We start from the raw sequence: 14,397 nt of genomic DNA, 5'->3' as shown, positions 1-14,397 counted from the left end.
GTCGACTCCAAAGGTTAATCGGGCGAACGGGAACAAACAGGATGGCGCGGATAGCGCCGCCCTCAACTACACATCGGTGTCCACATCGGTGTCAGGTCTGACATTCAGACACGAACTCAACTGCAAACCGTGGTGTCAGGTCTGACACCAGCTTGTTGTTTGGCATCGGCTAGTCGTAGTAGCCGTGGTAGTCGCCGCCGTTGAAGGCGCGCGCCTTGTTGCAGATCAGGTCGACGTGGGCGCAGTTGTCGAGCCGTAGCAGCGCTTCCTTGACTTCGCGCTGGGTCGTCGTCTCGGACTCGACCACCATCACCACCTGGCCCATCTGCGCCGCCAGCACCGCCGCTTCGGTGGTCAGCAGCAAGGGCGGCGAGTCGAAAATCACGATCCGGTCCGGGTAGCGGTTGGCAATTTCCGAGAGCAGCTTGCTCATCGCGTGGCTGGCCAGCAGTTCGGTGGCGTGCTTGTTGTTGCGCCCCGCCGGCAACAGGCTCAGGGTCGGGATATTGGTCTTGAGGATCACGTCCGACAGGCTCAGGTCGCCATTGAGCAAGATATCCATCAATCCCAGCCCCGGCGCCAGACCGAGCGTGCGCAGCACCGAGGGACGGGCGACGTCGGCGTCGACCAGCAGCACGGTGTGGTCTTTTTCCATGGCGATGCTCATCGCCAGGTTGATCGCACAGTAGGTCTTGCCTTCGCCGGGCAGGGCGCTGGTGACGACGATCAGGTTGCCGTGCCGCACCCCGCCGGACACCGCCGCGCGCGCATTGCGCAGCAGCGGGCGCTTGATGATGCGAAAATCTTCAGCCACGCTGGTGCGCCCGCCGTCGTGGGTCACCATGCCCATCTGCTGCAGGCGCGCCAGGTTGATGTCGACTTCGCGCAACTGCTCGGCGTTGTGGGCGCCGGCGGGCGCGTCGGGGCCGTGCGGCGCAGCGGCCGGAATAGGGGAACTGTCCACGTTGTACTCCCTGGGGCTTAGCCCGTGAGAAATCCGGATGCCATGATCGCGCCGTACAGGCCGAGCAAGGCGGTGAAGGCCGCGCCGAGCAGGTATTGCCCCCGGCGCAGCTTGGTGCGTTCGGCATCGTTCCAGGTCATCGATACCGTACCGAGCACGTTCAGTCCGGTGATCTCGCGCAGCGCGCTGGGGCTGACGAAGGTCGGACGGACCTGGCTGATCAGGAGCGCCGCGCCCATCCCGGCGCACAGGGCGATCAAGAGCACGCCGGTGTGGAACAGGCGCCGGTTGGGGCCGACCGGCGAGATCGGCATGGTGGGCGGATCGATGATGCGGAACGTCATCATCTCGGTCGAGGAGCTCAGGTCGCCCGAGAGCCTGGCCGACTCGCGCCGCGCGATCAGCTTTTCGTAGTTGTCCTTGTTGATTTCATAATCGCGGTTGAGCTGGGCCAGTTGCGATTCGACTTCCGGCACGGCATTGCTCTGTTCGCGCAGGCGCTCGTGGCGCACGCTGTATTCGTGCACCCGCACGCGCATCGCCGCCACCTTGGCGTCGGCCTCGGTCAGGGCTACCTTGAGCTGCTGCAGCATGGGGCTGTAAAAGCGGCCGGGGTCGCCATCGCGCTGGGCCAGCTTGCTTTCCTCGATCTTGCGCGCTTCGAGCTGGGCCAGCAGGCGGCGCGCGCTGACCACGTCCGGGTGCAGGTCGGTGTATTGCAGGCGCAGGGTGTCGAGGTTCTTGTTGATGGCGGCGATGCGGGCGTCGATATCGGGATTGACGATGGCGCGCGGGCGCGGATCGGCCCCGGCCGGCAGCGGGTCGCCATTGATGCGCGCCTGGATCGCAATGCGCGCCTGCTCGGCTTCGAGCAGGTCGATGCGCGCGGTGCTGAGGGCATCGCTGGCGATGGCCAGTTGGGCGCTGTAATCGACGCCCTGGCGCGGCAGCAGCGCGCTGTTGCGCAGCTTGAATTCCTTGACCGTGTTTTCGGCCGCCACCAGGCGCTGCTCGTAGTTTTTGATCTGGTCGTCGATGAAACGGATGGCGTGCTGGGAATCGGCCTTCTTGCCCTTGAAGCTGCCTTCCAAAAAGATGGTCAGCAAGGCTTGCACCACGTCGTGCACCTGCTTGGGATTGTCGCCGCCGTAGGTGATCGAATAGATATCGTTGGTGGTGGTGCCGGAAATTTTCAGGCGCGCAGCCAGTTCGTCGATCTGGTGTTCGCGCTGGCGCGGCGTGGTGGCGTCCACATCAAGGTCGACCATGCGCAAGACGCGCTCCAGGTTCGGCCGGCTGAGCAGGGTGCGGCTCATGATCGATACCTGTTGCTGCACGTTCGGCATGCTGGTCATGCTGGCCATGAGCGGCTTGAGGATGCTCTGGGTATCGACAAACACGCGGGCCGAGCTCTGGTAGTCGTTCGGCAGGCGCAGCACCACCACCCAGCCCAGCGATGCCACGACCCACACGGTGCCGATGGCGAGCCAGCGATATTTCCAGATGCCTCTTACATGCAGCAGCAACTGGCTGATGAAGTCCTCCATATCGTGTGGGTCTCCGTAAGTCGGGCGGCGATGGGAAGCGACACTGCCAGCTTCACTACTCGTTCGATTATATGTCCGTGGAAACTGTAAGTTTCCGCTGATCACGGGCGCGTTGATTCGCGTCAAGCGTAAAAAGAGCATGCGCGCGCAGCCTGCTCCTGCCAAAAAAATTGCCCGGTCAGGCGCGCTCCTGACCGGAAAAATGCCGGCTGACAGCGAGCCGTGCATCAGGGCCCGGCGGGGCGGTCCGACACCCGCATCCCCAGCCGGCGCCGACCGCGCAGCACCGGCCGCGGGCCCTGGAATGGCCGCAAACAGCGTGGCCACCTTGTTCTTCTTGTCTGCATGGCCGTCCTACTTGCGGCGTCGCGCCATCAGCGACATCCCCAGCAGGCCGAGGCCGAAGAGCGCCAGGCTGCCCGGTTCCGGCACCGCCGACTTCTGCATGGCGTTGGCAAACGTGCCCTGGTTGATGGTCAACATATACGTATCGTTGGCGTTGAGCTGGAGCGACTTGGCCGAAAAGTTCAGCCAGCCCGGGTCGAAGGTGGAAGTGCCAAAGGCATGGCCATTGCGGCTTGACAAGCTCTCGCCGTTGAGTTTGCCGGGCGAGTAGTCGAGCATGAGTTGGCCGGTTTCCACATTCTTGATATTCACGCTCCATGCCAGGCGGGCGATGGCGTTGGTCCCGCTCCCGCTGCCGCTGCTGGCGTAGGCCTGCGTCATCGGCCTGGCGTCGAAGGAGATGGACATGGTCTCGCTCGTGCCGAGAGTGAATTTGAATAAGGCCAAGGTACCGACGTCGGACTCGCCGCCGGCCTTGCCGTCGCTGCCCAGGGAAGCGTCGGCGCGCGTATCGACCCGGGCCCCGGCCTGTTGCGAACCGATGGTCATGGCGCTGCCGGTCATGTTCTGGTCGGCATAGCCGAAGGTGCCGGGCAGGCTTGGCAGTCCGGAAAAGTGGGCAAAGTCGTTTTCGGCGCGCGGAGCCGTCGGCAGGCCGACGAACTGGTGCGCCACGTCGGGCGTGCTGCCGTCGAGCGTAGCGGTGGAGCTCACGCCGTTGAGAGACGCGGTGGCGCGGGCGCTGACGCTGTCGATGAGCGTGGTGAAATCTGTCGATTTGAAGGCGTCACCGCTGGAATGAAGCAGGCGGAAATTGTCGATCAGGAGGACGGACTGGGCGAATGCATCGGCGCGCGCGCCGTTCATTGCGGCCAGGCAGAGACCGGCAATCGCCGCATGTTTCATCAGGGATGTCGGGACTAGTTTCATAATTGACTCTCCGGTGGGATCAGGTGGGGAAGCGTCGACAGCTTGCGGCGCCGCCGTGCCAACCATCTATGCAGCAAGCGTGCCAGCTCACTTTTTCCTTTGTTATCAATGGCTTGTGGAATATGGCTGAGCAGTTCCCCGTGTTTCCCGCCGGGATGGAAAATTTCCCGACTGCCCATGTTTGTTGCAGAACAATGTGTGGGCGCACAGCGTGAACTTCCTTACTGATGGCCCTGTCTGACCTACACAACTTTGCGCGCGGACCGGCAGGCGGACCGTGCGATCACGTGGAAGGAAGAGAGCCATGTTTCAAGACGATCTACCGATTGCAACCTTCGAGATGCCGGCGGGCTTACGCGCGCCGGAACCGAGCGAGGCGCCGCCGGCGGTGCCCGATACCGGGCAACAGCTACAGGTTTTCCATATCCGCCTGGCCAATTCGGCCGGACGGCGCGAGGCTGCCAGCCTCCTGATCCGGAAGATGTACGGCTGGCGCGGCTATGCGTTCGAGCCCAGCCTGCAGCACGATCCGAACAAGGTGACGCTGTATGCCGAGACCGGTGGGGTACTGGTTGGCACCATGAGCTTGTGCCTCGACAGCGCATTCGGGCTGCCGGCCGATGACAATTTTCGCGACAAGCTCGATGCGCTGCGCAGCCAGGGCCGGCGCTTGTGCGAGCCGTCGCGCCTGGCGATCGACAAGGGCGTCACCAAGCGCGTCTTCGCCGCGCTGATCCATATTTCGTATTTGTATTCGCACAAGCTGCACGGATTCAGCGATTACGTGATCGAAGTCAATCCCCGCCACGTGATGTTCTATAAGCGCATGCTCGGTTTCAGCGACTTCGGCGAAGAGCGTCCGTGCAGCCGGGTCGGGGCCCCGGCGGTTCTGCTGCGCCTGCCGCTGGAAGAAATGGGAGTGCAAATCCGCAAATGGGGCGGGCTGATGGAGCAGCATGGCGACGAGCGCTCTTTCTACCCATATTTTTTCCCGGTGTGGGACGAAGCAGGCATCACCGCGCGCCTGAACGGCGGGCATCACTGAGACGGGGGCGCGATGCACATTTTCGATGAGCAAAAATTCCGACAAACCGGGCCGGATGGGGCCACGGCCGGGCAAGACCGGGTGCTGGCGGCGCTGCGCGCGATCGTCGGAGCGGACCATGCGAGCGCCGAGCTCGACGCGCTCAGGCGCTACAGTTGCAGCACCGCCGCGGGCGCCCCCCCGCCGCGGGGGGGGGGGGCGCCCGCCACCCAGGCCGAGGTGGTGGCCGTGGTGCGGCTGGGAGCGGAGCTAGGCTTGCCGCTGTATCCGCTCAGTACCGGGCGCAACTGGGGCTATGGCGACGCCTGCGCGGTGGGCGAGGCGCAACTGATCGTCGACCTGGGCCGGATGAACCGGATCGTCACCGTCGACGCCGAACTCGGCTACGCCGTGATCGAGCCTGGCGTGACCCAGCAGCAGTTGTCGGATTATTTACAGGCCGAAAAACTGGACTGGTGGATCGATTGCACCGGCGCCGGTCCCGATACCAGCTTCATGGGCAACATCCTGGAACGGGGTTTCGGTCACTCGCCGTACGGCAACCGGCTGCAGCACGTTTCCGGCATGCGTGTCGTGCTGGCCAGCGGCGCCGTGCTCGACACCGGCTTCGGCCACTATCCGGGCGCGCGCGCGACCCACCTGTTTCCCTACGGCGTGGGACCGTTCATCGATGGCATGTTCACCCAGTCGAACTTCGGCATCGTCACGCGGATCGGCATCTGGCTGGTGCCCGCCGCCGCATGCGTGAACCATTTTCTGTGCACGGTGTCTGATCATGTGGATATTGCGGCGGTGGTCGATGCGCTGCGGCCGTTGCGCATGAACGGTACCTTGCGCAGCATTGTCCATATTGGCAATGACTTGCGCGTGATTTCCGGCGGGCGCGTGTTTCCGCGTTCGCTGGCGCCCGACCAATCCTGTCTGCCGCCGGCGGTGCGTGGCGCCATGCGCGAGGCGGCGGCGGTTGGCGCCTGGACCGTATCGGGCGCGCTGTATGGCAGCGCCGCGCAGGTGGCGGCGGCGCGCGCGGCGATCACAAAGGCCTTGCGCGGCACGCGCGCGCAGACCGCGTTCTTGAGCGAGCGCAAGCTACGCTGGGGAGGCGTGTTGGCGCGTGTGCTGGGTTCGTCGCGGGCCGGACAGCGCCTGCGCGCGCAGCTTGGGCTGGGCGAAGCGCTGTTCGCGATGAACCGGGGCAAGCCGAACGGGCGCTTTCTCGCGGGTGCCTACTGGCGACGGCGCGCGGCGTTGCCGGCTGGCTTTCCGCTGCGGGCCGATCCGGCGCAGGACAACTGCGGCATGCTGTGGATCTCGCCGGTGCTGCCGATGCGCGGCGCCGACGTGCTGGAGTTGCATGCGCTGGTCGAACCGCTGTTCGCCGCGCACGGTTTCGATTTGTTTGTGACATTTAGCATGATCAACGAACGCGCGCTGGGTGCGGTGCTGACAATTGCCTATGACAAGGAGGATGCGGATGAAGTGATACGTGCAAAAAAGTGCTATCGGGCGGTCTTCGACAGCGTGATGAACGCCGGCTATATTCCTTATCGGGTCGGCAATCAGTCGATGGGGCAACTCGATCCGCATGGCGATGTGTATTGGGAGACAGTGGCGCGAATCAAGAAGGCGCTCGACCCGGACGGAATCATCGCGCCGGGACGGTACGAGCCGGGACGGACGTAAGGCTTGTGCCGCCGCCGGTCAGCAGAGGCCGGCGGCGTGGCATGGCGGCAATGCCGTCGGCGTCGTGCGACGGCAGTCGACGGCGGGGCGTGGTGTAGCGGCACTGCCGCGCGGCGGCGAGCGTTGGCGGTCGACGCGCATCCCTGGGCGTCCCGGCGTGGCTGTTGCAGGCGGGCCTGCCAGCCGTAGCGGACGGGCCAGGTTCCGGGCCGGTTCGCTTACCGACGGCACCGGCCTGCAAGGTATGCAGCATGGCGCCGCACTACAAGGTGCGCAGCAAGGCGCCGCACTACAAGGTGCGCAGCAAGGCGCCGACCTACAAGGTACGCAGCAGGGCGGTGGCCTCTTCATGATGGGCGGAGCGTTGCGGCTGCGCGAGCAGGCGTTCGAGCTCGCGGCGCGCGGCCCGTTTGTCGCCCGAACGCGCCAGCGCCGTACCCAAGTGGAAGTGGATATTGCCGGCGGCCGGCGCCAAGGCATTGGCTTTGCGCAGCAGGGGCACGGCGCGCGCCAGGTTGCCGCGCTCGACGTCAATCCAGCCGAGCGTGTCGAGCACGGCCGGATTGCCGGGCGCCAGCGCATGCGCGCGCTCGGCGAACGCTTGTGCGCGCGCATCGCCGCTCTGCTGGCAGGCCCACGCGATGTCGTTGAGCGCGATGATGTTGTCCGGATCGGCCTTGAGGATGGCTTCCAGTTGTCCGATGGCGCCCTTGTGATCGTTCGCGACCAGCTTGCTGCTGGCGTAGTAAAGGCGCGCTGGCACGTCGGCCGGATGCTCCTTGAACCACTGGACCATGCGCGCATCGGCCTCCGCCGCGCGGCCGAGCTTGTTCAGGGCGCCGTGCATCTGGATCAGCAAGGCGCCGTCGGCCTTGCGGACAAAGGCGCGCTCCCATGCGGCGAGCGCGGCCGTGTATTGTCCCTGGGCGGCATGCACGTCACCTTCGAGCTTGTGTCCGTTTGCGGAATCCGGTTTGCGTTGCTGCGCGTCGAGCGCAACGGCGCGCGCGTCGGCAAATTTTTGTTGCCTGAGCAGGAGGTTGATCAAGGTGATCTGCGCGTCGAACGAGGTCGGTTCGATGGCAAGCGACTGGCGCAGCAGCGCGAGCGCGGCACTGTCGTCTTGCTTCTCCACGTGCAAATTAGCCATCCGTAACAGGGGCGTGGGTGAGGTCGGAACCAGGGCCGCCAGGCGCCCGTAGGCTTCGATGGCCGCAGTCAGGTCGTTGTTGAGCACGTATATCCGGGCGAGCGTCTCGGCAGCTTGCGGGTTGGCGGGATTGGCGCTCTGGAGAGTGCGTGCGAGCCGCAGGGCTTTGTCCTTGCTGCCGGCGCGGGCGTACATGTCGGCAAGGCGCAGCGCCAGCGGCAGGGCCTCGGGTTCGATATTGCGCGCGCGTTCCAGCCACGCGACGGCGTCGCCCGGTTTCCCTTCACGTTGCGCGAGGCCGGCCAGCGCTTCGAGCAGGGCGCCGTTGCGCGGCGCCTTTTGCAGCGCCGCTTCGTAGCGCTTGCGGGCGTCGGCCGGCTTGCCTTCGATCAGATCGAGTTGGGCCAGGTTCGCCAGCGCGGGCAGGTACAGCGGTTCGAGCGCCAGCGCTTTGTCGAAACTGGCGCGTGCCAGGCCGGCGTCGCGCTGCGCCAGGTAAATGCCGCCCTTCAAGTTCTGGACCAGGGGATTGTCACCGCGCCGCTCCATTTCCAGGATGGTGGCGAGCGCCTTGTCGGTGTTGTTGGCCCGCAGATGGGTCATCACCAGCAGTACGCCGGTGCTGGGCGCGCCACCGTCGAGCGCGGCAGCGCGCTCCAGTTCGGCCGCCGCACGCCCGGTGTCGCCGCTGCCCAGGCGACTTAGTGCCAGCGAGGTGTGCAGCGAGGTGGCTTTCGGATCGAGCGCGAGGGCCTGTTCGAAGAAGCCGGTGGCGGGTCCGAACTTGTGCGCGCGCAAGTTCGCTTCGCCGGCCAGGGTCAGCAGTTCGACATCGGCGGGGTATTTCTCGAGCAAGGGCGTGAGCAGGTCGAGCGCTGCCTGGGGGGCATTCGCGCGCACGTGCAAGGCACTCATCAGTTTGGTGGCGTACACATCGCCCGGATAGGCGGTGAGAAATTTCAGCAAATGTCCCTCGGCCTGTCCGGTCGCCCCCAGGCCCGATTGCACCGCGCCGGCGAGCAAGATGGCGGGATAGTAGTCGGGCGCAACGCGCAGCACTTGTTGCAGCGATGCCAGGGAGGCATTCAGCTTGTGCTCGCGGAAGTCGGCCATGGCCTCGGCGTACACCACCGGCAGCGACGCGCCGGCCAGTTTGCGCGCGGCGGCGATCGATTGACGCGCCGGTCCGAATTGGCCGGCGTCGAGGTGCAGGTTTGCCACATCCAGCAACGCTTGGACGTTATAGGGTTGCAAGGCGAGGATGCGCTGGTGCGCGGCCAGCGCCTCTGCCGGCTTGCCGGCTGCGCGCTGCAAATCGGCATGAAAACGCAGGCAATCGACGTTGTCTGGATGGGCGGCCAGTGCGCGCTTGATCAGCGTGGCTGCCTCGGCGTCTTGCTTGCCTGCCAGTGCCATGCGCGCCATGCCGAGCAGGGCGTCGGGCAAGTCCGGTTGCAGGCTGAGCGCTTGCGCAAACAGCGCGCCGGCCTGGGCGCTGTCGCCGCTGCCGAGCAGGGCGTTCGCGCGCAAGGCCAGGAGGGCGGGAGGCTCGGCCGGCGCGGCGGTGGGGCCGATCTCGGCCAGCAGACGTTCATGCTGGCCCTGCATTAACATGGCCCGGCCCAGCAGGAGTTGCAGACCGGGCGCGTTTGCGCCCAGTTCGCGTGCGCGCCGCAATTCCTTCTCGGCCGAGGGCGCATCGCCTTGCTCCAGATACACCTCGCCGAGCAAAAGGCGGGCAGTGCGGTCGGCGCCATTCTTTTGGATCGCATTCTTCAGCACGATCACCGCCGTCCGTAAATCGCCCTTGGTGCGATGTTGCCTGGCCTCGGCCACCAAGGCTGCGGGGTCGCTCGGCTTGCATCCTCCGAGCACGGCTGCCAACAGAAGGGCAAAGGCGATGGCGATGACGGCAAGCGGACGCGGCCAGCGGGAAATGGAATGGGACATGGGCTTCTCCTGACGGGCCAGCGTGCTGGCATCCTGCCTAGGGTAGGGAGTCGGCGCGGCAAGTCATTGTGTTGCGTCAATATTTTACGTTTGCGCAAACGGCGGCCTGATCGGCATGAAGTTGCTCAAAATCAAAAGTTAACAAGCGCTGCTCCGTAGAATTTCCTGAGACGCTCTCGTGTGGTCGCCGGGGGGCGTCGGCTTCTCCGGCGATGTGAAGTACCGCTGTTGCCGGCCTGCTGGACGCCGGTTTCCCTTTCATTGGCGCCTCGTCGGTCCTGGCCGACGCGTTGCCGCAGTATGTGCAGGTGCGCCGCTGGTGCAGTCCGCCCTGCCTGGAGATATTGATGCTGAGCACCCCCGAAAATAGCCCTTACCAGCAGGTCCTGTCGGGCTTGCGCCAGACGCGCCATCATTGGCTCATCACCGGCGTGGCCGGTTTTGTTGGGTCGAATTTGCTGGAAACCTTGCTCAAGCTCGGCCAGCGCGTAACCGGCCTGGACAACCTGATGACTGGTTATCGCGCCAACCTGGCGCAAGTGCGCGCCGTCGTGCCTGCCTCGGCCTGGGAGAATTTCCACTTTATCGAGGGCGATATCCGCTGCCTGGACAGTTGCCGGCGCGCCTGCCAGGACGTCGATTTTGTGCTCCACCAGGCTGCGCTGGGCTCGGTCGGCCGCTCGATTGCCGACCCCATCCTCACCAGCGACGTCAACCTGATTGGCTTCCTGAACGTGCTGGTGGCCGCGCGCGACGCCAGGGTGCGGCGCGTCGTGTATGCAGCCTCAAGTGCGACCTACGGCGACCATCCCGACTTGCCCAAGGTGGAAGAACACATCGGGCGGCCGCTCTCGCCGTACGCACTCACCAAGCACGTCAATGAAGTGTATGCCGACATGTTTGCGCGCTGCTACGCGCTTGACGCCATTGGTTTACGCTACTTTAATGTGTTCGGTCCGCGCCAGGACCCGCGCGGCGAGTACGCGGCCGTGATTCCCCAGTGGTTTTACGCCATGATCCACAACCGGCCGCTACGCATCAATGGCGATGGCGACAGCAGTCGCGACTTTTGCTTTGTCGATAACGTGGTGCAGGCCAATTTGCTGGCGAGCCTGGTCGACGATCCGGCGGCCGTCAACCAGGTCTACAACGTGGCGGTGAACGCGCGCACCAGCCTGAACGAACTGTACGGGATGATGCACGCGCTGCTGGCCGGACGCTTCGCCCACCTGGAAGATTACCAGCCGGAGTACGGCGAATTCCGGGTGGGCGATGTGCGGCATTCGCAGGCTGATATTTCCAAGGCAGGTCGCCTGCTTGGGTATCAGCCCACGCACCGCCTGGAACAGGGCTTGCGGGAAGCGCTGGACTGGTACGTGGCGCATCTGGGCACGTCGCGCTCGTAGTTGGCGCGCACAGTTGCAGTGTGCGGCATGGCGGCGGCGCGTTGACTGTCACGATGTGCGCGCCGGCAGTACGCGCACGATGCCGCGAAAGTCGACAGTGCGCAAGGTCAGCGGGCGGCGCCACACCCGTCCCACGTAATCCATCACTTTTTCGGCCTGCGGCAAGTCGAGCCCGCGGCCGTCGCGCAGGTAGTCGTGCTGCAGCGTGAGCGCGCCGTCGGCGCCGACCTGTGCGGCCGCGATGCAGGGGGCGCCGAAATTGAACTTGGGCGCCAGGATCGCTTCGCGGACCTGATGGATGTCGCGGCTGGCAATTTTGGCGTCGCCGTCCTGGCGCGCCTCGTACACAAACAGCGCGAGTTTGTCCGCCAGTTCCTGGTCCAGGTAGTTGCGCACGAAACCGAAATCGTCTTCTTCGCGGCAGATCTGGCGCGCCCGCTCCAGCCCGTGTTTGTCGATGATGTGCTCCCACAGTGAAAAGCCGAGGTGGTAGGGGTTGAGCGACAGGGCCAGCTGCTGGCCGCTGGCAAACGGGCGCACCACGTCCGAATGCGACTTGACCGCCGACACATACAGCTCATGCGGCAAAAAGGTGGCTTCGCGCAGCAAGCGCGCGTGCCAGTACGAGGCCCAGCCTTCGTTCATGATCTGGCAGGCGTGGATGGGATGAAAATAGTAGGCTTCTTCGCGCACGGCCAGGAAGACGTCGCGCTCCCAGTCTTCCAGGTCGGGCGCGTACTGGGCGATGAACCACAGCAGGTCGTATTCGGGCTGGGGCGGCAGCGGCGCGCGTTGCGGCGCATGGTTGCGCGGCGGCTCGGCGTGCTCGCCGGGCAGGCGCGCGAAACGGTCGCGGAACTGATCGGGCGCAGGGCCGGCGCGCGGCGCCACGAATTCGGGATAGCGTGGCCGGTGCAAGGGCTGGTTGATGTCGATATGCGTTTCGAGCGCCAGCGCGGCATCGAGCACCGCTTCGACCCGCGCCTGCCCGTGCGCGGCAAGCGCGCGTTCGAGCCGGTGCGCGCGGGCGGCGCTCTGTTCGAGAATATGGCTGCCGGCCATGGCCATGAAGCGTGCAAACAACTGATTGTTCTTGGCAAAATCGGCGTGGCCGAGCACGTGGGCGGTCACCAGGGTGTTTTCCGCCAGCGAATTTTGCTCAAGCATGAAGGCGTGGCACGGGTCGCCCGGGAACATGACTTCGAAGATTTTCGAGTGCCCCATGTGCTGGCGCACCAGTTGGTGGATGTAGCGCACGCCGAAGGACCAGTGCCGCATGCGCACCGGTAATCCGTACACGGCGATCTCGACCATGAAGTTGCTTGGGACGAGGTCGAAGTTGACCGGATAGAAATCCATGCCCAGGTCGAGCGCCAGCGCTTCCAGGCGGGCCGTGTAGTCGGCCAGGACGGCAGCCGGCGTGTTCATCGGGCCGCCTGCGCCGACGCGTGCGCGCCTTCGCTGGTGAAGAACTTGCGCAGCGCGCTCCAGACATCGTCCGGCGTGCGCAGCACCGTGCTGCCGATGGGGACGCCACGCCGCTCCAGCTCGCTGCACAGGCGTCGCGTTTCAGTCTCCAGCGCGCGCGGCACGCCGGGCAAGGTTTCGATATAGCCGGTGTAATTCAACAGTTTGCCCAGTTCGGTCAGCGCCGCGCTGGCGGCGGCGCGGTCTTCGGAAAAGTTTTCACCGTCCGAGGCGTAAAACATGTACAGATTGTGTTGCGCAGGGTCGAGCTCGGTGCGAATCAGGTCGAGCACCAGCCGGAATGCGCTCGACGCGATGGTGCCGCCCATGCCCGACACCTGGAAAAACTCGCGCTCCGAGAACTCCCAGGCGTGGGTGGTGTGGGCGATAAAGCGCGTATCCACCCTGGCGTACTGGCGCCGGATGCCTTGCAGCGCGAAGAAAAAGAAGGACTTGGCCAGCTTGCGTTCGACCCGGCTCATGCTGGCCGACACGTCGAGCACGAACAACATGGTCGCGCTGGTGCTCGGGCGCGGGCGCGCCACCAGTTGCCGGAAGCGCAGGTCGTCGTTGGTGAATGGCAAGGCGTCGGCTTGCACGGCGCGCCGCTTGATCGCCTCCTTGACGGTGCGGCGCCGGTCCAGGCGCGAGCGGGCGCCGCGCTTGTCCCAGCCTTCGCGCACCAGTTCCACCTCGTCGATGCGGGCGCTGTTCCTCGGTGTGAGCTCAGGCAGCTTGAGTTCTTCCCACACCCAGTCCATGACCTCGTCGATCGACAGTTCGAGCAGCAAGGTCACGTCGCCATTGTCGTTGCCGCCACCGTCCTGGGCGTCGCCGCCGTCTTGCTCCGGCGTGCCGGGCAGCAGCACATCGCCTGGTTTACCGGCGCCCTGGCCGGCGCCGGTCGCGCTGCGGGCGTCGGCCAGGCGAAAACGGGCGTGTTCGAGCATGCGCACGGGCACTTGCACCGTGCGCTCTTGCGGGCCGGTGATCAGGTCGGGGCCGGCAATGAGCTCGGGCAGGTGGTTGTGCACGGCCTCGCGCACCTTGTCATTGTGGCGCAGCCAGTCGCGCGCCCCGCGCGAGAACAGGTTGTACCATGCCGTGTCGATTGAAGTGCTCACGCCGTTTCTCCGGGCTATTCCTGGGCCAGCAAGGTGGTGACATAGTTCAGCGCTTCGCGCGCGCTGTGGCTGTCGTAGCCGTATTCGTCGACCAGCCGTTTCTCGACGGCGGAAATCTTGGTGCGGATCTCGTCGTCCGGCCGTTTGGCCGAGCTGACCAGGCGCAGCACATCGCGCCGCTGGTCGAACAGGTAATGCTGTACCGCGTCGTTGAGCTGGAGATGGCTGTCGAGGCCGAACCTGGCGCCGCGCTTGTAGGCGCCCATCGCCTTGCGCACCACTTCCTGGCGGAACGATTGCTTGCCCGACTCCGAAATATGGATCTTTTCTTCCACCGCCCGCAAAAAACGTTCGTCGGGCCGCCGTTCTTCGTTGGTGATGGGGTCCTTGATCTGGCGGTTGTCGAGCATGGCTTCGACCTCGTCCAGGTATTTGTTGAGCAAGTCCTGGGCTTCCTGTTCGAAGGACACGAACAATGCCTTGTGCACGTCTTCCTTGACCCAGCGGTTGTAGAAATCCTTGCGCGTCAGCACCAGGTAATCGACCCATTTGCGCTTCTTTTTCGGGTCGATGCGGGCGTCGCTCTCGATCCCGTCTTTCAGGGCCAGCAGCACGTCCATGGTGGACAGGCTCTTGCGGTTGGAGCTGATGATGGCGTGGGGGTTTGAGGTGCAGTGGAACGGAAAACCGGGTTTAGGGCTAGGTTCGCTGGCTTATTCGTCGCTCGACGGGTTCCGCAGCGGCCGCAGCTCACCCTTGGCCACGGCGTCCGGTACTGAGAATGAA

10 protein-coding genes are annotated in these 14,397 nt (G+C 65.0%); 3 read left to right on the top strand and 7 right to left on the bottom strand.

Going from position 1 to position 14,397, the window contains the following annotated elements:
- Positions 1-169: 169 nt before the first annotated feature.
- From F2P46_RS19930 to F2P46_RS37080, 3 genes are all read right to left on the bottom strand, one after another.
- Positions 170-889, bottom strand: coding sequence for an XrtA-associated tyrosine autokinase (locus tag F2P46_RS19930; protein WP_229477113.1), 720 nt, complete (start codon positions 887-889; stop codon positions 170-172).
- 92 nt (positions 890-981) lie between these two features.
- Complete coding sequence (locus F2P46_RS19925) at positions 982-2,511, bottom strand: XrtA system polysaccharide chain length determinant (protein ID WP_166893358.1); 1,530 nt, start codon at positions 2,509-2,511, stop codon at positions 982-984.
- A gap of 354 nt (positions 2,512-2,865) precedes the next feature.
- Positions 2,866-3,786 (bottom strand): EDSAP-1 family PEP-CTERM protein, encoded by a 921-nt coding sequence (locus F2P46_RS37080; protein WP_208296702.1) that lies wholly within the window; start codon positions 3,784-3,786, stop codon positions 2,866-2,868.
- A 304-nt stretch (positions 3,787-4,090) separates the two neighbouring features.
- Here F2P46_RS37080 and F2P46_RS19915 point away from each other — a divergent pair, with 304 nt between their 5' ends.
- Complete coding sequence (locus F2P46_RS19915; RefSeq protein ID WP_166893356.1) at positions 4,091-4,831, top strand: long-chain N-acyl amino acid synthase; 741 nt, start codon at positions 4,091-4,093, stop codon at positions 4,829-4,831.
- 12 nt (positions 4,832-4,843) lie between these two features.
- Positions 4,844-6,514 carry an FAD-binding oxidoreductase gene (locus F2P46_RS19910; RefSeq protein WP_166893354.1) on the top strand — a complete coding sequence of 557 codons (1,671 nt, stop codon included), beginning with the start codon at positions 4,844-4,846 and terminating at the stop codon, positions 6,512-6,514.
- Positions 6,515-6,830: 316 nt separating this feature from the next.
- Here F2P46_RS19910 and prsT read toward each other — a convergent pair whose 3' ends face one another.
- Positions 6,831-9,614, bottom strand: coding sequence for an XrtA/PEP-CTERM system TPR-repeat protein PrsT (gene prsT / locus F2P46_RS19905; protein ID WP_166893352.1), 2,784 nt, complete (start codon positions 9,612-9,614; stop codon positions 6,831-6,833).
- Positions 9,615-9,961: 347 nt separating this feature from the next.
- On the opposite strand from prsT, the gene F2P46_RS19900 reads away from it, so the two are divergent.
- Positions 9,962-11,020 (top strand): SDR family oxidoreductase, encoded by a 1,059-nt coding sequence (locus F2P46_RS19900; RefSeq protein WP_166893350.1) that lies wholly within the window; start codon positions 9,962-9,964, stop codon positions 11,018-11,020.
- Positions 11,021-11,068: 48 nt separating this feature from the next.
- Here F2P46_RS19900 and F2P46_RS19895 read toward each other — a convergent pair whose 3' ends face one another.
- From F2P46_RS19895 to F2P46_RS19885, 3 genes are read right to left on the bottom strand one after another with little or no spacing between them, the layout of a single operon-like run.
- Positions 11,069-12,448 (bottom strand): SpoVR family protein, encoded by a 1,380-nt coding sequence (locus F2P46_RS19895; RefSeq protein ID WP_166893348.1) that lies wholly within the window; start codon positions 12,446-12,448, stop codon positions 11,069-11,071.
- Positions 12,445-13,611, bottom strand: a complete 1,167-nt coding sequence (locus F2P46_RS19890) for a DUF444 family protein (protein ID WP_368737933.1) — start codon at positions 13,609-13,611, stop codon at positions 12,445-12,447. The genes F2P46_RS19895 and F2P46_RS19890 overlap by 4 nt, the downstream gene beginning before the upstream one ends.
- A 14-nt stretch (positions 13,612-13,625) precedes the next feature.
- The gene (locus F2P46_RS19885) at positions 13,626-14,261 is read right to left on the bottom strand and encodes a hypothetical protein (protein WP_368737937.1); all 636 of its coding nucleotides are present in this window, start codon (positions 14,259-14,261) and stop codon (positions 13,626-13,628) included.
- Positions 14,262-14,397 lie beyond the last annotated feature (136 nt).

This window comes from Massilia sp. CCM 8734 (assembly GCF_011682155.1).
Taxonomy (GTDB): Bacteria; Pseudomonadota; Gammaproteobacteria; order Burkholderiales; family Burkholderiaceae_D; genus Telluria_A; species Telluria_A rubra.
The sequence above is the reverse complement of the archived record's forward strand: the minus strand, read 5'-3'. Positions and strand labels throughout refer to the sequence as shown.

Coding starts and splice junctions, on each gene's coding strand:
- F2P46_RS19900 (WP_166893350.1), top strand. CDS start 9,962: ATGCTGAGCACCCCCGAAAATAGCCCTTACCAGCAGGTCCTGTCGGGC.
- F2P46_RS19910 (WP_166893354.1), top strand. CDS start 4,844: ATGCACATTTTCGATGAGCAAAAATTCCGACAAACCGGGCCGGATGGG.
- F2P46_RS37080 (WP_208296702.1), bottom strand. CDS start 3,786: ATGAAACTAGTCCCGACATCCCTGATGAAACATGCGGCGATTGCCGGT.
- F2P46_RS19915 (WP_166893356.1), top strand. CDS start 4,091: ATGTTTCAAGACGATCTACCGATTGCAACCTTCGAGATGCCGGCGGGC.
- F2P46_RS19925 (WP_166893358.1), bottom strand. CDS start 2,511: ATGGAGGACTTCATCAGCCAGTTGCTGCTGCATGTAAGAGGCATCTGG.
- prsT (WP_166893352.1), bottom strand. CDS start 9,614: ATGTCCCATTCCATTTCCCGCTGGCCGCGTCCGCTTGCCGTCATCGCC.
- F2P46_RS19895 (WP_166893348.1), bottom strand. CDS start 12,448: ATGAACACGCCGGCTGCCGTCCTGGCCGACTACACGGCCCGCCTGGAA.